This is a genomic window from Nocardia sp. XZ_19_369 (assembly GCF_015355715.1).
In the GTDB taxonomy this organism is placed as follows: Bacteria; Actinomycetota; Actinomycetes; order Mycobacteriales; family Mycobacteriaceae; genus Nocardia.
Genome location: NZ_JACVED010000010.1, coordinates 234,950 through 256,297 on the forward strand (window position 1 = coordinate 234,950; position 21,348 = coordinate 256,297).

At 65.1% G+C, this 21,348-nt stretch carries 19 protein-coding genes and 2 tRNA genes; 10 read left to right on the forward strand and 11 right to left on the reverse strand.

Features of this window, described 5'->3' with window-relative positions:
* The first annotated feature begins 93 nt into the window (after positions 1-93).
* Entirely contained in the window at positions 94-495 is a 402-nt protein-coding gene (locus IBX18_RS33960) for a hypothetical protein (RefSeq protein ID WP_194837557.1), read from the forward strand.
* Between the two features lie 130 nt (positions 496-625).
* Positions 626-1,861 carry a serine hydrolase domain-containing protein gene (locus IBX18_RS33965; protein WP_194837558.1) on the forward strand — a complete coding sequence of 412 codons (1,236 nt, stop codon included), beginning with the start codon at positions 626-628 and terminating at the stop codon, positions 1,859-1,861.
* A gap of 4 nt (positions 1,862-1,865) precedes the next feature.
* Here IBX18_RS33965 and IBX18_RS33970 read toward each other — a convergent pair whose 3' ends face one another.
* Positions 1,866-2,261 carry a DUF1801 domain-containing protein gene (locus IBX18_RS33970; RefSeq protein ID WP_194837559.1) on the reverse strand — a complete coding sequence of 132 codons (396 nt, stop codon included), beginning with the start codon at positions 2,259-2,261 and terminating at the stop codon, positions 1,866-1,868.
* 68 nt (positions 2,262-2,329) lie between these two features.
* Between IBX18_RS33970 and IBX18_RS33975 the strand changes: the two genes are divergently transcribed.
* Positions 2,330-2,974, forward strand: coding sequence for a TetR/AcrR family transcriptional regulator (locus IBX18_RS33975; protein WP_194837560.1), 645 nt, complete (start codon positions 2,330-2,332; stop codon positions 2,972-2,974).
* Here the strand turns inward: IBX18_RS33975 and IBX18_RS33980 are convergent.
* Positions 2,961-4,394 (reverse strand): MFS transporter, encoded by a 1,434-nt coding sequence (locus IBX18_RS33980; protein ID WP_194837561.1) that lies wholly within the window; start codon positions 4,392-4,394, stop codon positions 2,961-2,963. The genes IBX18_RS33975 and IBX18_RS33980 overlap by 14 nt on opposite strands.
* A 42-nt stretch (positions 4,395-4,436) precedes the next feature.
* Positions 4,437-5,207 carry a trans-aconitate 2-methyltransferase gene (locus IBX18_RS33985; protein ID WP_194837562.1) on the reverse strand — a complete coding sequence of 257 codons (771 nt, stop codon included), beginning with the start codon at positions 5,205-5,207 and terminating at the stop codon, positions 4,437-4,439.
* 307 nt (positions 5,208-5,514) lie between these two features.
* Here IBX18_RS33985 and hspQ point away from each other — a divergent pair, with 307 nt between their 5' ends.
* Both hspQ and IBX18_RS33995 read left to right on the forward strand, forming a co-directional pair.
* The gene (gene hspQ / locus IBX18_RS33990) at positions 5,515-5,742 is read left to right on the forward strand and encodes a heat shock protein HspQ (protein ID WP_194837563.1); all 228 of its coding nucleotides are present in this window, start codon (positions 5,515-5,517) and stop codon (positions 5,740-5,742) included.
* 75 nt (positions 5,743-5,817) lie between these two features.
* On the forward strand, positions 5,818-6,483 hold the full coding sequence (locus tag IBX18_RS33995; RefSeq protein ID WP_194837564.1) for a hypothetical protein: 666 nt from the start codon (positions 5,818-5,820) through the stop codon (positions 6,481-6,483).
* A gap of 61 nt (positions 6,484-6,544) precedes the next feature.
* On the opposite strand, the gene IBX18_RS34000 is transcribed toward IBX18_RS33995, so the two are convergent.
* Positions 6,545-7,018: a flavodoxin family protein gene (locus tag IBX18_RS34000; protein WP_194837565.1), complete on the reverse strand. Its 474-nt coding sequence runs from the start codon at positions 7,016-7,018 to the stop codon at positions 6,545-6,547.
* Positions 7,019-7,125: 107 nt separating this feature from the next.
* On the reverse strand, positions 7,126-8,046 hold the full coding sequence (locus tag IBX18_RS34005) for an RNA polymerase sigma-70 factor (protein ID WP_194837566.1): 921 nt from the start codon (positions 8,044-8,046) through the stop codon (positions 7,126-7,128).
* Between the two features lie 1,155 nt (positions 8,047-9,201).
* Here IBX18_RS34005 and IBX18_RS34010 point away from each other — a divergent pair.
* From IBX18_RS34010 to IBX18_RS34020, 3 genes are all read left to right on the forward strand, one after another.
* Positions 9,202-10,389, forward strand: a complete 1,188-nt coding sequence (locus tag IBX18_RS34010; protein WP_306796533.1) for a cytochrome P450 — start codon at positions 9,202-9,204, stop codon at positions 10,387-10,389.
* 18 nt (positions 10,390-10,407) lie between these two features.
* Positions 10,408-11,634 (forward strand): cytochrome P450, encoded by a 1,227-nt coding sequence (locus tag IBX18_RS34015; RefSeq protein WP_194837567.1) that lies wholly within the window; start codon positions 10,408-10,410, stop codon positions 11,632-11,634.
* A 131-nt stretch (positions 11,635-11,765) separates the two neighbouring features.
* Positions 11,766-12,701 (forward strand): helix-turn-helix domain-containing protein, encoded by a 936-nt coding sequence (locus IBX18_RS34020; protein WP_194837568.1) that lies wholly within the window; start codon positions 11,766-11,768, stop codon positions 12,699-12,701.
* A 197-nt stretch (positions 12,702-12,898) separates the two neighbouring features.
* Here the strand turns inward: IBX18_RS34020 and IBX18_RS34025 are convergent, their stop codons facing one another.
* Together IBX18_RS34025 and IBX18_RS34030 are read right to left on the reverse strand one after the other, a co-directional pair.
* A complete protein-coding gene (locus IBX18_RS34025) occupies positions 12,899-14,734 on the reverse strand; it encodes an acyl-CoA dehydrogenase family protein (RefSeq protein ID WP_194837569.1) in 1,836 nt (611 codons plus the stop codon).
* 116 nt (positions 14,735-14,850) lie between these two features.
* Entirely contained in the window at positions 14,851-16,119 is a 1,269-nt protein-coding gene (locus IBX18_RS34030) for a cytochrome P450 (RefSeq protein ID WP_306796534.1), read from the reverse strand.
* A gap of 1,188 nt (positions 16,120-17,307) precedes the next feature.
* Between IBX18_RS34030 and IBX18_RS34035 the strand changes: the two genes are divergently transcribed.
* Positions 17,308-17,508 (forward strand): hypothetical protein, encoded by a 201-nt coding sequence (locus tag IBX18_RS34035; protein WP_194837570.1) that lies wholly within the window; start codon positions 17,308-17,310, stop codon positions 17,506-17,508.
* A gap of 360 nt (positions 17,509-17,868) precedes the next feature.
* On the opposite strand, the gene IBX18_RS34040 is transcribed toward IBX18_RS34035, so the two are convergent.
* Positions 17,869-17,942 (reverse strand) — tRNA-Pro (locus IBX18_RS34040).
* A 47-nt stretch (positions 17,943-17,989) separates the two neighbouring features.
* Positions 17,990-18,063, reverse strand: a tRNA-Gly gene (locus IBX18_RS34045).
* Positions 18,064-18,976: 913 nt separating this feature from the next.
* On the opposite strand from IBX18_RS34045, the gene IBX18_RS34050 reads away from it, so the two are divergent.
* Complete coding sequence (locus IBX18_RS34050; RefSeq protein WP_107654751.1) at positions 18,977-19,927, forward strand: GGDEF domain-containing protein; 951 nt, start codon at positions 18,977-18,979, stop codon at positions 19,925-19,927.
* Positions 19,928-19,931: 4 nt separating this feature from the next.
* Here IBX18_RS34050 and IBX18_RS34055 read toward each other — a convergent pair whose 3' ends face one another.
* Positions 19,932-20,744: an Fpg/Nei family DNA glycosylase gene (locus IBX18_RS34055; RefSeq protein ID WP_194837571.1), complete on the reverse strand. Its 813-nt coding sequence runs from the start codon at positions 20,742-20,744 to the stop codon at positions 19,932-19,934.
* A 7-nt stretch (positions 20,745-20,751) separates the two neighbouring features.
* Positions 20,752-21,225, reverse strand: a complete 474-nt coding sequence (locus IBX18_RS34060) for a ribose-5-phosphate isomerase (RefSeq protein ID WP_107654749.1) — start codon at positions 21,223-21,225, stop codon at positions 20,752-20,754.
* Positions 21,226-21,348: the final 123 nt, after the last annotated feature.

Genomic DNA, 21,348 nt, shown 5'->3' on the forward strand with positions numbered 1-21,348 from the left:
GAGGCAGGATTCTGCCGCGGCATGGTTCCACGCCGCGATCTCTTCTGAGTGTGTTCGGCGACCTGTTCCCGCTACGCAGGAGGACGACGATCCATGGTGACTATTCGAAATTCCGCCCGCATCGCGACCGTCATCGGGGCCACCGCGTTGGCCCTCATGGCGGCCACCACGGTGGCCTCAGCCGAGAACTCCATCGACGTCAGTGGTGTCGGGCCGGTCAATATCGGGGTCGATTACACCTGTGAAGCCACGGCCGGCGTGGCAGCAATTCGGGCCATGGTGGGCGACCCGCAGGCCGACAGCCCCTCGGCCACCGGTACTCACACGGCGGTGACCTGCGACGGCAGCCGGCAAACCGCCGTTGTGCTGCTCACCGGAGCGAACGGCACGGACGCGCCGCTCTCGGCGGGACAAACCGTCCAGGTTCGCGTTGCGCTGGTCGACGGCGCAGACACCGTCGTCACTGGTCAGGCCAAGGTGGTCTCGCTGGCCTAGACCGAACTCGGGCTCCAACTGTCCCAGACCCATTGCACCCGGTAACTGATACACGTTACCGTGGGTGTTAGCAAGCTGCTTGCAACTGTTACCGCGGCGGCTTCGCAGGCGTACTGGACAAGGGAGTCTCATGCCGTTGGCGAGTTCGGACAGCACGCCCAGCACCGGGCACATGCTCATCGACGACCGCTTCACCGCCGTGGCCGCGAAGTTCTTCGCGATGTTCCGGCGCAAGCGGCAGGGCGGTGGTGCCTTCTCGGTCTACCTGCACGGCGAACCCGTGCTCGACATCTGGGCGGGCTGGGCGGACCGGGACCGGCGGTGGCGCGCCGATACGATCGCGCTGTCATACTCGACCGGCAAGGGCGTCGCAGCCACCATCGCGCACCGGCTGGCCGAGCGCGGCGTGCTGGACTTCGACGCACCCGTGGCGACGTACTGGCCGGAGTTCGCGGCAAATGGCAAGGACGCCATCACCGTTCGCGACGTGCTGAACCATCGCGCCGGGCTGCAGCGCACCCGCGGCCTGCTCGACGACCCGGCGGATCTGCTCGACCACGACGCCATGGCCGCCGCCATCGCCGCCTCCGCGCCGGATCCGCTGCGGCTGCGCGCATCTGGATATCACGGACTCACCTTCGGCACGATCGTCGCGGAGATCGCGCAGCGGGCCACCGGGCGCGAGTTCCCCGAGCTGATCCGAACCGAGCTCGCGGAACCCTTGGGCGACAACGACTTCTACTTCGGCGTTCCGCAGCACCAGCGGCATCGACTAGCCAAGCTGTCGCCGCGCCTCGGCATCGCACGCGTGCCGTTCGACCGGATGATCGCCCCGTTCGCCTCGCTGCGGGCGGTGCACTCGGCGCGCGGCGCGGTCTACGACGGCTGGGCGGACATGACGCTCGGTGACCAGCCCTACGATGCGATGATGCCCGGCTGGAACGGGGTTTTCACGGCTCGGGCGCTGGGCAAGATGTACGGCGCGATCGCCAACGACGGCATGATCGGTCATCGGCGTCTGCTCCGACCGGAGACCACCCGGCTGATCGCGCAGATGCCGCCGAACGGGCGGTTCGACTATGTACTCGGCGCCGCACCACATTTCGCGCTCGGGTATCACCGTGGCATCGTCGGCACCAGGCTGACTCGGCAAGCGTTGGGACACTTCGGCATCGGCGGATCCGGCGGCATCGCCATGCCCGCGCTCGGCCTTTCGGTCGCCTTCGTCACCAATCACCTCGGCAACCACGCCATGTCACTGGGTGATGCGCGGCTGCCGGTGCTCGCCGCACTCTCCCAGCGCGCCGCCAGAGGCGTGAAAGACACCAGCGGGCTGCCGGATACCCTCGACGTCGCGGTCGGCTGAGACGTCAGCTCTCGCGTTTCAGCTTGCGCCAGCCGCCCGCGCGGTTGTTGGCGATGATCTGCTGGAACATCGCGAGCAGCGGTGTGGCAGGGACCTTTTCGCCCTCGCGCACGGCGACGGTACGGGCGGTCTTGTTGTCGTGGCCCGCGGTGATGATGCCGTCGGGATCGGCAACAATGGCTCCGTCGTAGAGGAAGATGTTGACGTGGGTCTTCGCCGCGAGCAAGGCGCAGATATTGCCGTCGAGCACGAAGTACGGCTGCACGGTGCGCTTGATGGTCTCGACGACTTCCGGATCGGCGGCGTGCACCAGCTCGCGCACCTCCCGGCAGATTGCTTGCTGCCAGCTGGGCAGCGCGTCGATATAGGTGTCGACGCGCGGGTCGACCGCGTAGGACATGGGCCGATCCAAGCACAGATTCGGCGGTCCGATGACCGTTTCTCGCTAGCCTGAGTACGATCGACCGTATGGAAAGTGGCCCCGACTCCACGGTCCTCACCCGGCGCGAGCCGGCTGAGATCACCGATAAGCGCCTGCTCCGCGGCGCGAAGACGCGGCAGACCGTGCTGCGGCACGCGGTGGACATCGCCTCGCTCGATGGGCTGGCGGGCTTGAGCTTCGGCAGGCTCGCCACCGACGCGGGGCTGAGCAAAGCGGGCATCCAGACGCTGTTCAAGACCAAGGAAGCCTTGCAGCTGGCCGCCATCGACTACGCGCGCGACCTGTTCGTCGACGAGGTGATCGAACCGACCAGGTCCACCCCGCACGGCATTGCCAGGCTGCGGGCGCTGATCGAGAGCTGGCTCGCCTACGCCGCAACTCCCCTGTTCGCGGGCGGCTGCTTTTGGGTCGCGAACATGCCGGAGCAGGACAGCAGGCCGGGACCGTTGCGCGACGCGCTGCTGCGGGACCGGCAGGCGTGGGTGCACATCCTCGAGCGGGAGTTGCGCGAGGCGGTGCGCGCGGGCGACATCGCCGAGGTCGATCCGGAACTCGCCGCCTATCAGATCGATGCGGTGCTGTGCGCCACCAACACCGCGCTGCGCGTGGGCGAGCAGGACGCCATGAGCCGGGCTCGGCGCATCGTCGAGGGTTTCCTCACTTCGCCCTGACCGCAGGCAGTTGACGTACCAGCACCGAAATAACAATGGCGACAGCTAAATTCGCAATCGAAGACATCATGAACGCGTGCCCCGCCACCGCAGCGCCGGTGTCCGCGCCGGGCTGGAACGCGGCGAAGAAGACCGCGCCGATCACCGCGACGCCCAGCGCGCCACCGATCTGCTGGGCAGTCGACAGCGCCCCCGACGCCGTGCCGACAGCCGCCGGGCCGACCCCGGACAGCACCGTGTTGAGCAGCGGCGTGATGAGCAGGCCACCACCTGCGCATTGCAGCACGATCGTCGCAATCACCAGCGCCACAGGGAATTCCGAGCTCGACAGCAGCACCACCACGGTGCACAGATAACCGACCACCATCAAGATCGACCCGAGTTCCAGTACGCGCCGACCATATTTCGGCACGACGCGGCTCGCGACCATGCCGAAGACGAAGAACGTCGCCGCACCGGGCGCGTACACCAGACCCGCGCCGAGGGCGGACATGCCGAGGCCCTCCTGTAGCGAAATCGACAGCGCCAGATAGTAAGACGTGAGCAGCGCATACACGCACAGCACGAGCAGGATGCCCACCGTGAACGAGCGCTGAGCGAACAGAGCAAGATCCACCAGCGGGTCGCCACCCGCCTCGGCGACGCGCCGTTCGATCACCGCGAACAGCGCGAACGCGGCCGCGCTCGCCACGAAGCAGGCCCAGGTCCACCACGGCCAGCCCGCCTCGCGCCCTTGAATGAGCGGGAAGGTGAGCAGGAACAGCGCGGTACTCAACGCGAGTACGCCGGGAACATCCAGTCTGCGTGCCCCCGCCACGCGTGATTCCGGCACGAATTTCGCGGCGAGCAGGATCATCGCCACCCCGATCGGCACGTTCACCCAGAACACCGCGCGCCACGGCGCACCGAACAGATCCGCGCTGATCAGCAACCCGCCGATGAGCTGGCCGCCGATGCTGGCCATGCCGATCACCACACCCAGCACGCCGAAGACCTGATGCCTGCTGCGTTCCGGCACCAGCACAGCGATCATCGCGAAGACCTGCGGAACCAGCAGCGCGGCACCGAGTCCCTGCACGACCCGCGCCGCGATCAACGTGCCAGGGCCCGGCGCGGCGGCACACACGATCGAGGACAGCGTGAACACCGCCGCGCCGAGCAGGAAGATCCGTTTGCGCCCATACATGTCGGCGATGCGGCCGCCGGTGATCATCAGGACCGCGTAGCTCAGCTGGTAACCCGCCAGGATCCACTGGAGTTGCCCCTCGGTGGCACCGAGATCCGCGCGGATCGCGGGGCCGGCCACCACCACGATGTACGCGTCGAGGATGGCCATGAACATGCCGACCATGACCACCGACACCGCGGTCCACGGCACGACGGCCGGGCTGGTGCCGACAGATGGTTTCAACTCCGCCATATTGGGAACAATACGGTCGACCGTATGTTTATTGCAACAGCCTCAGGACGAGGGCTTGTGCGCCACCGCGAAGATCCGGCGGAACGGGAACCACGTCGTGCCGTCGGACCTCGCCGGGTAGGCCATGCGCAGGCGGGCCGCCAGCTCGGTACGGAACTCGCGCCAATCTTCGTCGTCCAGCTCGGCGCGAATCGGTCGCAGCGCGGTGCCGGTTACCCACTCCAGCACTGGATCCGGTCCCGAAAGTCGTTGCAGGTAAGTGGTTTCCCAGATATCGACGATGGTGTCGTCGGTGGCCAGTGCCGTCGCATAGTCGGCGGGCGTGGACACCGCGTCGGCGCTGCGCAGCGCGATCTCGGCCAGCTGGGCTTGCCAGCGCGCCTCGGTCGCCAGCGCGCGAATCTCCCGGTGCGACGGCGCGTCGAAGTTGCCGGGCACCTGCATGGCGAACCAGGCGCCGGACGGCAAAGCGGGCAGCCACTCCGCGAGCAGGCTCAGGTGATCCGGAACCCATTGCAGGACAGCATTACTGACGACGACATCGGTCTCGGGGTCCGGCGCCCAGTCGTGCACGTCGAGGACCCTGGCATTGATGCCCCGCTCCTGCGCTTCTTGCACCATCTCCGGCGAGGAATCGAGGGCGTCGAGTTGCGCGTCCGGCCATCGTTCGGCGAGCACACCGGTGAGATTGCCCGGCCCGCAGCCCAAATCCACTATGCGGCGCGGCTTTTCGGCGTCGATCCGGCTGATCAACTCGAAGAACGGACGGGCACGGTGATCGGCGAAATCGAGGTACTTCTTCGGATCCCACATACGAAACCCTTCTCGTAAACAGTACGAGCGTACTTAGTACGATTGTACTGTAAGGCAGTTGTCTGGATGTGGCCGACCGGAAGCAAACCGACCAGTTTCGGTGGGTCATTTCCGGGTAGTCGATACATCAACACCTACCCACAGATGTCCGCTCTCATCTTCGTTGCCGCGCAGCAAACCGATGGTTGCCGACCCGATCGCCTCCGAGCACCAGCCGCCGACGCCCCCGCCTGCCCCGACTCTCGTTCCTCAATGTTGTTGCACGCAAGACAGATACAGTGACCTGTATCGGAAAGGTGCGTGAATCATGACGGAAGCCAAATTCGCTGTCGGCGACCGAGTCCGCCACGTCTCCATCGGACGTCACGGCGTCGTAGACGCGGTCGACACGGAGTACTCGCCGGCCCACGACGAAAACGACCTCAGCCTCAACCCCTCCGTCCGTGACAGCCCGTGGTACCGGGTGACGCTCGAGGACGAGAACGGTCAGCCGGTAGAGACCTACCTATCCGAGTCCCAGCTGGATTCCGAATAACCCCTGAACCCGCGCGAAACACAGCGGGATGGTTGGTGCCCGGTTTGTGTCGGTCGGTGCCGCTAGTCTGCTGAAGTGGTCGGACCGGATTCGGCGCTGCGCCGACTGATGCGTGAGGCAGGGAAGCTGCTGCAGCCCTATGGCTTCCAGGGCTCGGATGACATGTGGGTGCGAGTCGTGCCCGGGGGTGTGGCGTCGGTCAGCCGCACCCGGGTGCTGCGCACGTGGACCGAAGGACAGCAGGTCCTGAAGTTCGGCCTGACCCTCGACGCGACACCCGCCGCCTGGTGGGAATTCCGCAACTGGCGCAATACACAGCTCGGTCGCCCACTCGTACCGCTGGAGCAGGCGACCGGCCCCGGGTTGATCAGTGACCACGGCATACCGGACGAGCTGACCCAGCCGTGGTCGCTGGGGGTCGACCCGGCAACGGCCGGCAGGCATGCGCTGGCGGCAGACGTCGACGCCATTCGTGCCGAGCTACCCAAGCGCGTGCACGCCTACGCGCGGCGCGCGCTACGACTACTGGAGCCGGACCGGTATCTGGACGAGTTGCTGGCCGACCCGGATCCGCAGGGTGATGTTTGGGAGGCGATCGTTGTGCTGCTCGCTGATCGCGGGCCTGGGCCGGAGCTGGAGGACGCGTGCGTTCAATTGCGGACGTACCTCGCGGCTCGAGACGAATCGGCGTACGCGGAGAGCCTCATCGAGTACGCGCAAGGCCGTGCCACGCTGGTCTAAGCCCTTTCGACAGCGCGATCCAGTTCTTCGAGAAGCGCCACCGTCTGCGGCGGCAGGATCCTCAACGCGTTGCGCCCAGTCGTACTCGAAGTCCCTCTGCGAACGTGTGCGCGGCCGCGAGATCGATGGCGTCGGGTCGCCCCTTCCGGATGCCGCCGACGAGCTTGAACGGTGCGTAGGTGTCGAGCGCACGGCACGAGAAGGTGTCGGCCACCTCGAAGCCCTTCTGCTCCAGCAGGCGGACCATCGGGCGGGAGAAGCGCTGCATACCGGCATCCGGAAAACCACTGCTGGCGAAGATGAATGCGGTGCTGCGCGGCTCCTGCGGGAGCGACTCGACGAACTCCCGCAGCTGGGCGTGGAAGGAGCCGAGGAAGATCCCCGAGCCGAACCCGACGAGGTCGTAGCCGGCCAGCTCGGCGGCATCGATGTGCCGCGGGTCGACAACCCGGGCTTGCAGCACCTGCCCCATGACGTCGGCGATCTTTTTCGTGTTGCCATGGGACACCGAGGTGCACACGATGAGGGCTTTCATGACGACGCTCCTTCAGGTTGCGTTGAACCGGACATGCTCTGAGACACCGCCCGATTCGCGACCGTGACATCCGGGCACCTGTGGTCTCCGCCACGCCGGGGGTTCGCTCAGATGTCCTGCGGCCGATCGAGGGGGCGCAGCACGTCGGCGGAGCGCAACTTGTCCGGGTTGCGCACCGCGTACAGGCCCGTGATGCGGTCCCCAGCGATTTCGATCATCAGCACGGTGTCGAGCTGACCGTCCCCGGACCTGAGCAGGATCGCGGGCAGCGCGTTGAAGTTGCCGAACTCGACGACCATGCCCGCCATGCTGTGCTGGGCAAGCTTGATGAGGAAGCCGGCGACCGCCGCGGCACCGGTGATCGGGCGACCGGCGACGATGGCTTTTCCGCCGCCGTCGGAGATCTGCACGACATCGGGGGCGAGCACGTCCATCAGGTTCTGCACGTCGCCGGTGCGGGCGGCGAGCAGGAACCGATCGAGCACCGCCCGATTGGTGTCGGCGTCGGCTTGGAAGCGTTTGCGGCGCGCCTGCACGTGTTCGCGGGCCCGGTGCGCGATCTGGCGCACGGTGGTGTCGGACTTGCCGATCATGTCGGCGATCTCGACCAGGCTGTGGCCGAACACCTCCGACAGCAGGAACACCGCCCGCTCCGTCGGACTCAACGTTTCCAGCACCAGCAGCATGGCCATCGACACCGATTCGGCAAGCAGCACATCGTGACTGGCGTCGTGTTCGGTGCGGATCGGTTCCGGCAGCCAGTTGCCCACATAGTCCTCGCGGCGGCGGCGCACGGACCGCAACTGGTTGAGCGATTGGCGCGTCACGATCTGCACCAGATAGGCGCGCGGATGTTCTACCTCGTCCGGGTCGATGTCGCGCCAGCGAAGATAGCTGTCCTGCAAAACATCTTCGGCGTCGGCCGCACTGCCGAGGATCTCGTAGGCGATGGTGAACAGCAGCGGCCGGAACCGGTCGAACACGTCCAGCCCGCTGGTGACTTCGGTACGCCCGTTGGGCTCGCTCATCGGGCGGCCGTCAGGATCGGCGTGTGCACCGTATCGGCGCCGTGCGCCCCCATCGGCATCCCTGCTCGGCAACTCATTCTCAGGTGCTCCCCCACAAGTAGAGGCGGTGCGACAGCGTCCCCGACACCGACGATCCGCCCATGATCAACAGACACCAACGTATCGTCGGTGCGCAACCGCTCATCGGCGGCCACCGCCAGGCCACGGCGCAACGTCAGATCGGCATCCGAGCGAGGACCGTGATCGCGGAATGTGGGCAGCGATTTACAAAGAGCTGCAGGCAAAGTTGCGTAGGTGACCTACGGCGCCGTCGACAGCCTCGAAGGATTCGTCCCCGAGGCCGGATGATGGACAGCCCTTATCGATTCGCGACTGGCGTTGAAGAAGCCTTGCTGGAGGCGAGTCGGTCGTCGTCGTGGTCCAAGGAGAACTCGAACGCTACCCTGACGCATCGACGGCCGGTCGACCTGATTGGGACGCGCGTGGGGAATAGCGACCGTCGCAGCTCCAGCTTGTGCGACCGGTGATCGGTAGCGAGTCCCCGCCGATGAACTCGACTGTCTCACTGAAGAATTCGCCTCAATGCGACCACCATCGCCCAGTCCCCAGTCCCCAGTCCCCAGTCCCCAGTCAGCGGAGACAGCTGATCGACCACCCACCCGGTTCGCGGTCAGCGGCGCACCGACGGGGCCTTGATGCGTGGCTGCGAGCTGCTCACCAGAGCCGTGGTAGCACCACGGCGACAGCCGAGTGGCGCTACCACCCTGACGCCATCTGGCCACTCCACAGCGGCAGCCAACCGCACCTACGCATTGGACCAGCAACGCGGCCGCATCAGGCAACCCATGATCGCAGGTGCAACACCGGCTCTCCCACCGGTTCGCCCGTAGGTTCCCGGCATCAGGTGACAGAAAATGACCGCGAAATGACAAGAAACAGGTAGAGCTCTGCTGACGCCGCGACCTACTGTGCAAGATGGACCTGTCAAAGGTTGGGTGGGGGCGCACGCCGCCGCCGGCCTCGCGTTCGCGTCGGACACGAGGCCGCGGCGGCGGTCGCTTCAACCTGCGACTACTCCCCTAGGACCGGCAGACGTTGACTGTTGAGAGAGAAGCCATTTCCGAAACGGCACCCAGCGGTTTCCGTGGTCGACGCGTGCGTCTGTGGTCGGAGGAATTCGCGGTAGACCCGCACCGCGCCTATCAAGAGATGCGGCGCCGTTTCGGCGCGCTGGCGCCCGTGGAGCTGGCGCCGGGCGTCCCGGCCACTTTGGTCATCGGCTATCACGTCGCCCTGCGAATCCTCAACGATCCGGATCATTTCCCCGCAGATCCGCGCACTTGGGAACGCGAAATCCCCTCCGACTGCCCGATCCTGCCCATGATGGAATGGCGTCCCAACCCCATTCGCAGCGCCGGCCACGACCACACGCGCTACCGGTCGGCCGCGGCTGCGGCACTCGACCAGGTCGATCTGCACAGCTTGCACGCCATCATCGAGAAGATCGCCGTCGCGCAGATCAACTCGTTCTGCCTGGATGGGCGCTGCGATGTGGTCCACCAGTATGCGTTACCCGTCGTCTTCGGCACTCTCAATGTCATTCTTGGCTGCACCCCTGAGATCAGCCAACGCGCGGCGACCGGGATGGCGGCGATGTTCGACACCACTGCCGATGCCACCGAAGGCAACAGGATTCTGACTGAGGCGCTGCTGGAACTCATCGCGGCCAAACGCCGCACACCGGGCGCCGACGTCACGAGCTGGCTTGCTCAGCACCCTGCCGGGCTAGACGATGAGGAAATGCTGCACCAGCTGGTGTTGCTGTATGCCGCCGGCATCGAACCTCCACAGAACCTGATATTGAACACGTTGTTGCTGATGATGACCGATGACAGGTTCGCAGGCAGCGTCCACGGGGGGAGTCTTTCGACTCGCGACACAATCGACGAGGTGTTGTTCAGCGACCCTCCGATGGCCAATTACTGCATCACCTATCCGCGGCAGCCGATCCTCATCGATGATGTCTGGCTGCCGGCACACCAGCCGGTGTTGATCAGTATGGCCGCCTGCAACAACGATCCGGCAATCCGCACCGACGACATCACCGGCAACCGGTCGCATCTGGCGTTCAGCGCGGGCCAGCACGCCTGCCCCGCGCGAGAGCTGGGATATCTGATCGTGCAGGACGCGCTCGATCAACTGTTGGACGCATTGCCGGAAATGACATTGGCGGTGCCCTCATCCGAGTTGCTGTGGCGGCCGGGACCATTCCATCGGGCATTGTCCTCGCTACCGGTTACGTTCCCCAAGAGCCCACCGATCGATCTGGCCGACAATCCATAGTGCAGACAGGAGTTCTCGATGGATATCCACTCCGACCCAATCGTCCTCGATCCCGAGGGTTCGGACATCCAGGGCGAAATCACCCGCATTCGTAAGCAGGGCCCGGTTACCCTGGTTGAGCTCCCGGGCGGGGTCCGAGCATGGTCTGTCGTCGACGCGGCGCTCCTCAAGAAGATTTTATCCGGCGATGAGGTTTCGAAGGATCCGCGGCGTCACTGGCCGGCGTTCCAGAACGGGGAGATCCCCGCAGACTGGGAATTGGGCAACTGGGTGCAGGTCCCCAGCATGTTTACCGCATATGGCGACGATCACCGCAGGCTGCGCAAAGCCGTCGCGCAGGCATTCACCCATCGACGCACAGCTGCACTGGAACCTCGCATCAAGGAGATAGTCGAGGAGTTGCTGGCAAGTTTGGAGGCCAAGGCACCTGGTCAGGTGGTTGATCTGCGCGAAGAGTTCGCTTACCCGCTTCCGATTCGGGTGATCAGTGAATTACTGGGTGTACCTGAACGTCTGAACCAGCCTCTTCGGACGTGCGTGGACAGCGTCTTCGACACCGGCGTCAGCAAAGAGACAGCAATGGCAACGCAAGAACAGATGATCACGCTGCTTCAGGAGTTGGTCGCGTACCGACGCGCGAACCCCGATCAGGACATGACCACTGCCCTGATCCAAGCGGCCGACGACCCCGAAACCAACTTCAGCGAATACGAGCTCATCGGGACGCTCTACCTGACCGTCAACGCCGGACACGAGACGACGGTCAGCCTGCTCGACCAAGCGATATACCTGCTGTTGACGCACCAGCAGTACCTCACCGCTGCGTCCGACGGCAGGCTGAATTGGGACCAGGTAATCGAGGAAGTACTGCGATTCGAGTCCCCCGCAGCACACGTGCCGCTTCGCTACGCGGTCAAAGATATCAATCTGGGCGTTGCGTCTATTGCCACCGGTGATCCGATCCTCGTCTGCTATGCCGCGGCCAGCCGAGACCCTGAGGTCCACGGTGAGACCGCAGACAGATTCGATCCAACACGCGCGAGCGTCCGAGACCATATGGCGTTCGGGCATGGCGCCCACCACTGCTTGGGCGCGCCCCTCGCACGGCTGGAGGCGCGGGTAGCCCTTCCGGCGATCTTCGCGCGCTTCCCGACCATGGAGCTCGAATCCGAGGGGCTCGGGACAACACCGGGGTTCATTTCGAATGGGCATCGCCGGCTTCCAGTGCTGCTGAACTGCGCGTGAACGGCCGCGGTGTCGGATGCGGCGTCAGCTTACCGCGCACACTACGGGATGCTCGACACGACCCCTCGGCCGTCTTCTTTTAGTCTTGTGCTTAGTTGTAGCTTGCAACAGTAGTTGAATGGGGCGTCCATATGACCGGCGTGGAATATGAGAAAGAGGAATTCAAGTCCGATGCCACAGATCCAGCAGGGTCCTGGGATACATATCTGAAGGAAAGGCAGGGATCGGTAGGTTTGGCTTTCCGGGCCGACGACTTCCGTTCAACCGCATTTGCTCAGAGTGTCGGGAAATTGCAGATCGTCAAATTCACCACCAGCCCCCTCGACTATCGCCGTACCGCACGCAATATACGAGCCGACGGCGATGATCACAGCTATCGACTCCTCGTCCCGCTGCGTGGGCTCTTCAGGTTCGAGCAAGGTGATTCCAGGGAAATCTTCTACCCGGGCAAAGTCGGATTCTTCCGGTGGAACGAGCCCCTGTTCATGACACACGAGCAAGATATCAGTTGCCTCATCCTTACTGTTCCCGAAAATTCGGTCGACGACAAACAAGCCGCCGACGCACCGCTCGCACTGGATGAGAGACGTCCCTTGGTGCGAGCGCTGGACACACAAGTTCGATTACTTGTCGAGACCACGGGCTGGACGGCCGCAGACTACAGCGTCCAATTCTCCAGCGCGCTCATGCAACTCAACGGGGTACTCAACCCGTACCCGGAGGTCAAGTTCAGTGCGCGCGCGACAGAAGCTGAACGCGCACGACGTCTGATCGAACAGCACGCGCACGACTCCAGCGTAACCCCGGAAGTTATCGCCGAGATACTGGGCATCAGCGTCAGCACGCTGTACCGAGCATTGAAAAGAGCCGGCTACCCCTCGCCCGGTGCGATTCTGCGCACGGTCCGCGTCGAACGCGCACACCGGCGACTATCCGTTGCATTGCCAGTCGATATGGACAGAATCGCCTTCGACGAAGGGTTCAGCTGTACGCGCAGCTTCCGAGAAGCATATCGAGCGCACTACGGGCAAAGTCCGGCTCAGGCGCGCGAACAGCTGTTCGGCTGATGCGCTGACAGATAGCCTATCCGGCGGAAGCCGTACTCGTCACCAACTAGTTCGGCCGCCGACCTGCACGGGTGCCGCGTGCCAGTACTTGCACGGATGCCTCCGACACCCCGACCCCGTACCTCCTTCGTGGCCCTGCACCCCCGGATAGCATCAGCCAGGAAGCTGTCACGGAGCAGGGTGGCAGTGACGCGAGGTTACCGGAAGGTCGTATCGTCCCAGCCGGCGTACGCCTTCCACGCCTCGATGTAGTCAGCGGCGAACATCGGCGCGCCGGATAGGTGTGGTGTGTTGAAAGCCTCGATCAACAGCGGCGCACCGCCGACCAGAATTCTGTATTGGCCCACCAGCTCGTGCATGACGGTACCCGCCATCCGGGGCGACAGAAGCTGCTGCGCGTTGTACCAGTTACCGCGCGCTTCGATACAGCCCAGTGCGTAAGCTGCCGCCATTGACTCGATGAGCCCCTTTGCCACGGGGTCCGTGGCCGCGGCGGCTTCGGCGAGCAGAGCGGTCGCGGCGAGGCGCTCCGCGGTCGCCGAAGCCAGTTCGATGGCCGCGGAGTCCCGGCCCAGGACTACACCAGCCGGCTCATAGCAGCGGCTGCGGAGAGCCACGGCGATCACGTCTTCGCGTTTGATGAGCAGTTTGAGGTACCAGGGCAGCAACGCTGGTGTGTCAGGCAGCTGCAATGCGGTCAGGTCCAGCTTCGACTTCCCTGCGGTGACCTGCATGATTTGGTTCTCGCCTTCGGCGGTAATGATCGCCTCGAGGTTCTCGATCCAGTCAACAAGGTAGTTCGCGCGGAATGCGCCTTGGGCGGCCGCACGTTCGCGCATGACGCTGAGTACCTGTTTGGCTGCGTTGGATAGCAGGGGCTTCACCAGCATCGACCACAACGATTGCACGGCATCGGGTTCGACAGACTCCGCACGCATCTGGCGAACACGCCGGCCGAGCACGGTGGCAGCGTATGTCGCGGGCAAAGTGCGGACGAGGTCGAGCTGGACTGCGTCGCGCTCGCTCATCCGCTTGTCGCCCGGCTGGCGTTGGCGTGAGTAGTTAGCCAGTCCCGCTATAGCGGCTCTCGCGCTGGCGATTGCGGCAGTGGCCAGGTCCAAACGTCCGTTACCCAAGACACTGATCGCGGCGTGGAAGCGTTGGCGGGGCTCGAGTTCGCAGTGCAGCCGGCCATCCTCGCTCATGCGGGCCCACGTGCCACCCAACAGGGCCTCGCGCGGCAGCCAAACGCGGTCGTTGTCTTTGTCCCGGAACCGGATCATGGCGTGATCCATCGGGGCGCCGGGTTTGTCGGGTAGTCGCACGATTTCGACGCCGTCGGCCACCGCGCCGTCCGCTGTTCGCAGCCATACCAGGAAGGGCAACACTCCTTCGTCGCGGCCGTCGACGATGAGACGGGCGGTGACGACGGCGATCTTGGGAGTGCGGCTGTCAGCGACGTTGGGCATGAATTTCGCGCTCTGCGCCGATGGCGTTGTCAGTACGAAACCTCCGGTAGCGCTGTCCCAGGTGGCGCGAGTTTGTTGGTCGGCACCGTTGGTGCCCCCGAGTTCGGTCAACGCCAGGACCCCCAGCGCGGCGCCGGTGTCCAGCTCAGCCAAGCATCGCTGCTGGTATTCGGAGCCGTTACCGAGCGCGAGGATAGCGCCGATGGCAAGATCGAAATGCCCGGTCAGCACCAGTAGTAGTCGCGGCGAGGCGACTTGGGCCCAGTCGCACAACGCACCACGCAGCCAGGTGTCGGCTGCGATCTCGTGGCCCGGGCGGCCCAGCCCGGCGATCGCCGCTCGCAACAAGTCGGGGGCGAGCTCCGTTTCTTCACGGTAGGTTCTTTCTGAGCCTGGCAGATCGGCGAGGGCGACCACGACATCCCGGACCCGGGCGTAGAGCGCGGAGTGGGGGCCGAAGATCACCGTCTGCAGTCCCTCGACAGTCACTCGAGTGGAGGTGGATTCGGTTGCTGCCAGGGACAATTCGGTGGCGGACTGGGCGGGAAAATCTGCGATGGTCATGCGGCACCCTTCGAAACTGATCCAGAGAATCTCGACCCGGGACTGCCGACATTCGCGGACCCCCGGGTTTCATAGGCTCACAGTCCCCCCGGCCCACCTCGCTTTCTCTATTTCTCTTACGTTGAACTCGGCGGCGCCGACGCAGGGAAGACGACCGGCAGCGCGACCAGCGACCGGTGAAATCCGCCAGGGCGCCACTGCAGATCTTGTGCGGGCACCGCCAAGCGCAGTTCTGGCACGGCGTCGAGAAGCTGGTCGATGGCATCAACCGCGATGCGATAGGCGGCTGAGCGGGCATGCTGGGGGCATTGATGCGGGCCGGCGCCCCAACCCAGGTTCCAGCCGTTGCGGGAGTAGTCGCCGGTGTTGATCTGCGGATCGTTGCTGCACGCGGCCATGCTCGTGATCACGGGCTGATCGGCGGGCAGCCACACGCCGTCGACAAGGATCGGCTGCAGCGGATAAGTGATGCAGTAGTTGGCCAGCGGTGGGTCCATGGCCAAGATCTCATCCACCGCCGTACCGGTCGGGATGAACCCAGTTCCGCTGCCGTCGAAACGACTGTCGGTCAGGATGAGCACCAGCGTGTTGGTGATGAGGTTCTGCCCCGGTTCCATCCCCGCCGAGAAGCATGTCACGAACTGGTGGATCAGCTCGTAGTCCGACAAGCCCGCCGAGTGCTGGACCAGCCGGGTAGCGACATCGTCGCTGGGCTGGGCGCGTTTGAGCTGTACGAGTTTGAGGAACGCGTCATCGAACATGGCGTTGACGGTCTGGGTGTCGGTCGAATCGAACAGCGCCGCGCTCGCCGCGGCGATGTCCGCGCCGATTTCTGGTGGGCACCCGAGTATTTCGTTGAGCACCATGAAAACGAGCGGCTGGATGTAGGTGCTGATCAGATCAGCGGTCCGCTCCGATTCGGATCCGGACGACGGGAACGCGGCAACAAGCGACGCCGCTGCACGCTCGACCATGTCGTGCAGATCGTGCTGGTCGACGCCTTCGAGCGCATCGTTGGTGGCTGCCCGGTAGCGATGGTGCTCGACACCGTCGCTCCGCAACGCGTTGGGGCGCCATTCCACCATTGGCAGGATCGGGCAGTCACTGGGAACCGAGGTTTGCCAGCGCCGAGGATCGGCCGAGAAGCGATTGTTCTTGTCCTGCAGAATGGAAATCGCCGTGTGGTAGCCGATGACCAAGGTCGCGGAGACTCCTGGATAGATCTCGACTGGGACCAGCGAGCCGTAACGCTTGCGCATCTCGCGATAGGCACCATGCGGATCAGCGGCGAATTCCGCGCTGTAGAGCTGGACGCGGGAGTCCTGGGTGTCACCCAAGGACCTGTTGGCGCCGGGGCGGGGTTGTGTGTCCTGAGGGAACGTCACAGAGGGTTCCTCCTAGAGGCAAGAGCAAGTTGATGAGGTACCTCGCCTTCACGGCGACAGCACTCGACAGGCAAAGCAGAAGGGAGAGAGCTGAGTTGGACATTGGCCCGATGGCCGATGCCGGCTACTGCGCGTCAGGGAAGCGTAGGAGACGGCGCGCCGCCGGCAGTAATCTCGGGTCCGCTGGGGAAGCGATGAGTCCCGGCGAAATGTCTGCCCCGTGCAACCTAGTCACGTCGAACTCCCTGCTCATGCCCGTCAGTGGGGTGACAGGACAGACCGGTACGTCAAACATACTAATCCTCAGCATATTTCGATGGCAGCGTTTCTGCAGTGCAGTCCTCAGTCCAGCCAACCCAAGTGAATGCTTGTGGGCCATCCCGTGTCTGATGCCTCGTTGGCGGCCGGTGATCGCCGTTGCGTCGATCTCAACCCAGATAGCTAATGGTTTACTGAGGTTCGCTGTCGCAGGGTGGTCGATACCGAACCGCGTTCCTTCGTTGTGCGATCCAGTAGCCGGCACGGTAGCCAGACGGCGGAACCAGTCGGCGAAACTGGACCAGTACCCGCTGACATTCGACATACCCCGTCATGCGAGCCGCCGCAGCGCAATTGAGCTGAGCTGGACGTCGATGCCGATCCTGGCTTCTCGCGTCTACCGCTATACCTTTTCCGCACTTGTGGGCGCGGGGGCCAGAACGGCGCGGGTTCGGCGGTAGATCGCCGTTGCGGTATTCGCGCTGACAGAAAACGACCGAGAATTGACAAGAAGCTGGTAGAGCACCAGCGGCGATGCGACTTAGTGTGCGAGGCACCGAAAGACCGTTCGATCCGGCCAACGAGGGAGCGACTTCCCGAACCCAATCGCGGCACCGGATCGCTACCACGCGCGCTATCAGTCGACAGCTGCACGAATGGAAGTCTGCCAGCCATGATGAATCGTCCTTACGCCGGTGTTCTCGGCCACATGAGACGTCGGCGAACTGCTCGCCGCGGTCGAGATGGCGCGCGTGGCCGCGCCAAGGCGGCCCGGCTTGCGCGTGCTCGTACTCTGTCGGCTCGGCCTGTGGCGAGGGTTGCTCGCACACAGCCACCGCGCATATGGCAGCACCTGATGGGCGCTCGGGGATTGCTGACTCAATCCAACCCGGACCGAGCTGAACCTGACGAGATTCGTAGGTGATCAGGATGGAGCGTCACATCGCTGTCGAGTTCGGAGTTCAGGGGCTACCAGTGCAACACTATCGCGCCGAGGAGTCGGCGGCGGAGGCGTTCGCCGACGCCGTGCGGCGCCAGGGTCTCGCCCTGCGTGTCGAGATCGACGATCGGGTTACGGACACACTGAAAGAGCTTCCTTACCAACGACTTTTTCGGACCATGAGCAGATGACCGAGAGACGAGGTGTAGCCATGAGAACGATGCACCAAGCGGGTAGTGTCCGGACTGAATGCTCCCGATCGACCAGAGCACCACTTTCGCTACGACCCTGCGAAATCGGATGCCTACGTAGCCACCACACTGGCGTGGCTCGGTGACCCAGCAGCAGGGTCCTATGTCCGGCACGTGCTCACGACGCTGCGACTTCGCCGTGCTCATCCCGCGGTTGATTCAGCAGAAGCGGGCTGACGGTTGGCCACGGACCGGGGATGATTCGGCACGGGTCAGGCACGCACCCGAACTTTGGATCGGCACAAAGACCCTCAGCCTGTTTGAGCAGGCTGAGGGCCGGTTCGTGTCTCAACCAACACGTCGGGGTGACAGGATTTGAACCTGCGACCCTCCGCTCCCAAAGCGGATGCGCTACCAAGCTGCGCTACACCCCGTTGTTCCTCGCGGCGGGTGTCGGCCGCCGCCGAGGCTGAATTCCGTGTGGAGCGGGTGACGGGAATCGAACCCGCACCATCAGCTTGGAAGGCTGAGGTTCTACCATTGAACTACACCCGCAGGCATACGACATCGATGGGATCGCCACGATGTCGTGTGCGTTCCGACTGTACCGAACCCTGCTTTGTAATTGCCAATCAGCCCCCCGCGCAGCGGGTTAGCGCGGGGGTGTGTGCGGGTGTCGCCGCGCTGCCGCTGGTGCGTGCCGGATGGCAGCCGCCCCGGTCAGGGCGTGGCGCACCGGGGCAGAACTAAATGAAATTAAAAGGCTTCTGTTCCTGGAAACTCGGGCGTGTCGGATGGGAAGCGGGGAGCATATGGGACGCGTGACGACTCCTGTCGGGGGGAGCCGTGGCCCACGGGGTGGCCAGCAGTCACGCCCGACCGGTCGCGGAGAGGATGCCACCCTTGGGGACATCACGACTCGCCGATATCGCACTAGCAGTAAATTGCGCCGTGCGACCGACCGCCGGGTGTGCTGTGGGCAGGAAAAACCGGCTCCACACCTCCAGTGGGCAGAAGACCCGCAGACTCTCGGCTACTCATACCGCTACTTCGGCACCACGACCAGGCGGGCGGCCCGGCAGGCCGACCGCACGGCCCCAGGGCGCCGAGGCATCGCGAGTGGCCGAGGGGACCCGCCTGACGCACCGCTACAGCGTGTCGTCAGCGTGTCACGGCGCGACTTCTCAGCGAACGAAATCCAGGTGTAACGCCGACGCGTCTGTAGCGATCACATACCCGATCGCCATTCGCGAGGCATCGAGAACACGTTGCAAAACAGCGTATTTTGATGCCGAGTGGCTTGCTAGGATCCTTTTTGCCGGACGGGGGTATCTGGAAAGGGGGCGGTGAGCGTGCGCCGAGCGAGGTGGACACAACCGCGTAGCAGTGCGAACGATCGGGGTGACGTCGGCACCTGTGTCAGCACAGGGCCTCTGGGTACCGACGCCACCTGCGTCGGGTGAGTTCGATGTCGATCGATATCGAGCCCCCCGTCGCCGCGATGGCCCGCGCCTGGGCCCGTGCGGTGTGCGCCGAGCCGGGTACCGGCGCGGCGCCCCAACAGCTGGAACCGGTACTGATCGACATCGTCGAGCGCCTGCTCAGGCTGGCCAGGTCCGAGCCGTTCCCGGTGCCGGAGGCCCGGGTGCTCGGGTCCAAGCTGGCCGAGGCACCGTTCGACCGGATACGCATGCTCGCGCAAGCCTCCCGGTGGCTACTCGGCTTTCCCTCCGGCGCGCCGGGCTCACTCGTCGCCACCCGCTGGCCGCTCGTCGCCAGCCAGGCCATCGACAGCTACGCCCAAGCGCTGCAGGAACGCGCGCTGGCGCAGCAAGAACAAAACCTCTCCGCCAAGGTCTCGCTGCGCGTACAGGAAATCGCCGCACTGCAGCACCGGCTGCGGCACGAGGCGACCCACGACGCCCTCACCGACCTGGCCAACCGGACCCTGCTGCAGGACCGAGTGCGGCTGATGGCGACCGACCCGAACCGCGGCGTCGGACTGCTGCTGATCGACCTGGACCGGTTCAAGCAGATCAACGACGGCTACGGCCACGCCATCGGCGACGAGGTACTGGTCGAGTTGGCCAACCGCCTGCGCGAGGTGTGCCCGCCGGACACGGTGATCTGCCGGTACGGCGGCGACGAATTCGTGCTCGCCGTCAACCCGCCGCACAACACCCTCGGCGACCTCGCCCACCGGATCGTGTCCGCGCTACGCGACCCGGTGTGGTCGACGGCGGGTCCGGTGCCGGTCTCGGCGAGCGTCGGCACCGCGTTCTGTCCGCCCGGAAGTCCCTGCGATTTCAGCGATCTGCTGCGCCGGGCCGACCGCGCGATGTACTCGGCGAAGACGGCGGGCGGGCGGCGGTTCGCACTGGCCGACGAGCCGGTCATCGACGAGGCCGTCGCCGGTTGAGGGACTAATCCACCTGACAGGTGGGACACCAGAAGAGATTCCGGGCCTCCATGACCGCGTGCGCGACCGGCGTGCCGCACACGCGGCACGGCGCGCCCTGGCGGCGATAGACGTAGGTGCGCGGCCGGTCCGGGGCGTAGGACGGCTCCCCGTGGTCGTCCTCGGGCCGGACCACGACCATCTTGCCGACCCGCACGCCCACCTTCATCAACGCGACCAGGTCGACCCACATCGCGTCCCACTCGTCGGCGGACAACGCGGTGCCCGGCCGATACGGCGAAACATGGTGCCGGAACAGCAGTTCCGCCCGGTAGACGTTGCCGACGCCGGCCACCACCTGCTGATCCATCAGCAACGCGCCGATCGGCCTGCGCGAGCGGTGGATGCGCTGCCAGGCGCGGTCGCGGTCGGCGCCGCGGCGCAGCGGATCGGGGCCGAGCCGATCGGTCAGCGCGGAAACCTCTGGGGCGAGCAGGACTTCGCACGCGGTCGGCCCGCGCAGATCGGTGCCGAAGCCCGGCTGTCCGTCCGGCGCGCCGAGCATGCGCATCCGCACCTGCCCGATCGGCTCCCCCATCGGCAGCTCGGATTCGGTGAACTTTCCGTACAACCCGAGGTGCACGTGCACGACCAAGCCCGAGTCGTAGTGGTGCAGTAGATGTTTGCCCCACGCCTCGGCCCGCGTCAGCAGGTGACCGTCGACCCGGGCGGCACCCGCCGCGAACTTTCCCTGCGGGCTCGACACGCGCACCACACCACCCGCGAGGCGCTGGTGATGCAGCCTCGCGAGCCGGTGCAGCGTATGACCTTCCGGCACAGCGTGTTCAGTACGCGGGAACCGCGGGGGCCTCGCCGGACTTCTCGTACTCGGCCAGGATGTCGATGCGCCGCTGGTGGCGATCCTCGCCCGACCACGGGGTGGTGACGAACGCGTCGACGATGGCCAGCGCCTCCTCGGTGGAGTGCATGCGGCCGCCGATGCCTGCCAGCTGGGCGTTGTTGTGCTGGCGGGCCAGCTGGGCGGTCTCCACGCTCCAGGTCAGCGCGCAGCGGGCGCCGGGCACCTTGTTCGCGGCGATCTGCTCGCCGTTGCCGCTGCCGCCGAAGACCAGCCCGAGGCTGCCCGGGTCGGCGACGGTGCGGCGGGCCGCCTCGATGCAGAAGGCCGGGTAGTCATCGAGCGCGTCGTATTCGAGGGCGCCGCAGTCGACCACCTCGTGGCCCGCCTTTTCCAGATGATCCTTGACGTGGTTCTTGAGTTCGAAACCGGCATGGTCGGCACCGAGGTATACGCGCATGGCAGGCATTCTGTCAGGCCCGGCCGCGGCTCGTTACGAAGGGGCACACGGCCCGATTAACACCGGCGACCGCAACGGCGAATCGAGAGATACGTCCGGCGTGTCCGCGAACACCCCGAGGTT

Coding starts and splice junctions, on each gene's coding strand:
- IBX18_RS33960 (WP_194837557.1), top strand. CDS start 94: ATGGTGACTATTCGAAATTCCGCCCGCATCGCGACCGTCATCGGGGCC.
- IBX18_RS34050 (WP_107654751.1), top strand. CDS start 18,977: ATGTCGATCGATATCGAGCCCCCCGTCGCCGCGATGGCCCGCGCCTGG.
- IBX18_RS33985 (WP_194837562.1), bottom strand. CDS start 5,207: ATGTGGGATCCGAAGAAGTACCTCGATTTCGCCGATCACCGTGCCCGT.
- IBX18_RS33975 (WP_194837560.1), top strand. CDS start 2,330: ATGGAAAGTGGCCCCGACTCCACGGTCCTCACCCGGCGCGAGCCGGCT.
- IBX18_RS34025 (WP_194837569.1), bottom strand. CDS start 14,734: ATGACCATCGCAGATTTTCCCGCCCAGTCCGCCACCGAATTGTCCCTG.
- IBX18_RS34015 (WP_194837567.1), top strand. CDS start 10,408: ATGGATATCCACTCCGACCCAATCGTCCTCGATCCCGAGGGTTCGGAC.
- IBX18_RS33970 (WP_194837559.1), bottom strand. CDS start 2,261: ATGTCCTACGCGGTCGACCCGCGCGTCGACACCTATATCGACGCGCTG.
- IBX18_RS34035 (WP_194837570.1), top strand. CDS start 17,308: ATGGAGCGTCACATCGCTGTCGAGTTCGGAGTTCAGGGGCTACCAGTG.
- hspQ (WP_194837563.1), top strand. CDS start 5,515: ATGACGGAAGCCAAATTCGCTGTCGGCGACCGAGTCCGCCACGTCTCC.
- IBX18_RS33980 (WP_194837561.1), bottom strand. CDS start 4,394: ATGGCGGAGTTGAAACCATCTGTCGGCACCAGCCCGGCCGTCGTGCCG.
- IBX18_RS33965 (WP_194837558.1), top strand. CDS start 626: ATGCCGTTGGCGAGTTCGGACAGCACGCCCAGCACCGGGCACATGCTC.
- IBX18_RS34005 (WP_194837566.1), bottom strand. CDS start 8,046: ATGAGCGAGCCCAACGGGCGTACCGAAGTCACCAGCGGGCTGGACGTG.
- IBX18_RS34020 (WP_194837568.1), top strand. CDS start 11,766: ATGACCGGCGTGGAATATGAGAAAGAGGAATTCAAGTCCGATGCCACA.
- IBX18_RS34060 (WP_107654749.1), bottom strand. CDS start 21,225: ATGCGCGTATACCTCGGTGCCGACCATGCCGGTTTCGAACTCAAGAAC.
- IBX18_RS34000 (WP_194837565.1), bottom strand. CDS start 7,018: ATGAAAGCCCTCATCGTGTGCACCTCGGTGTCCCATGGCAACACGAAA.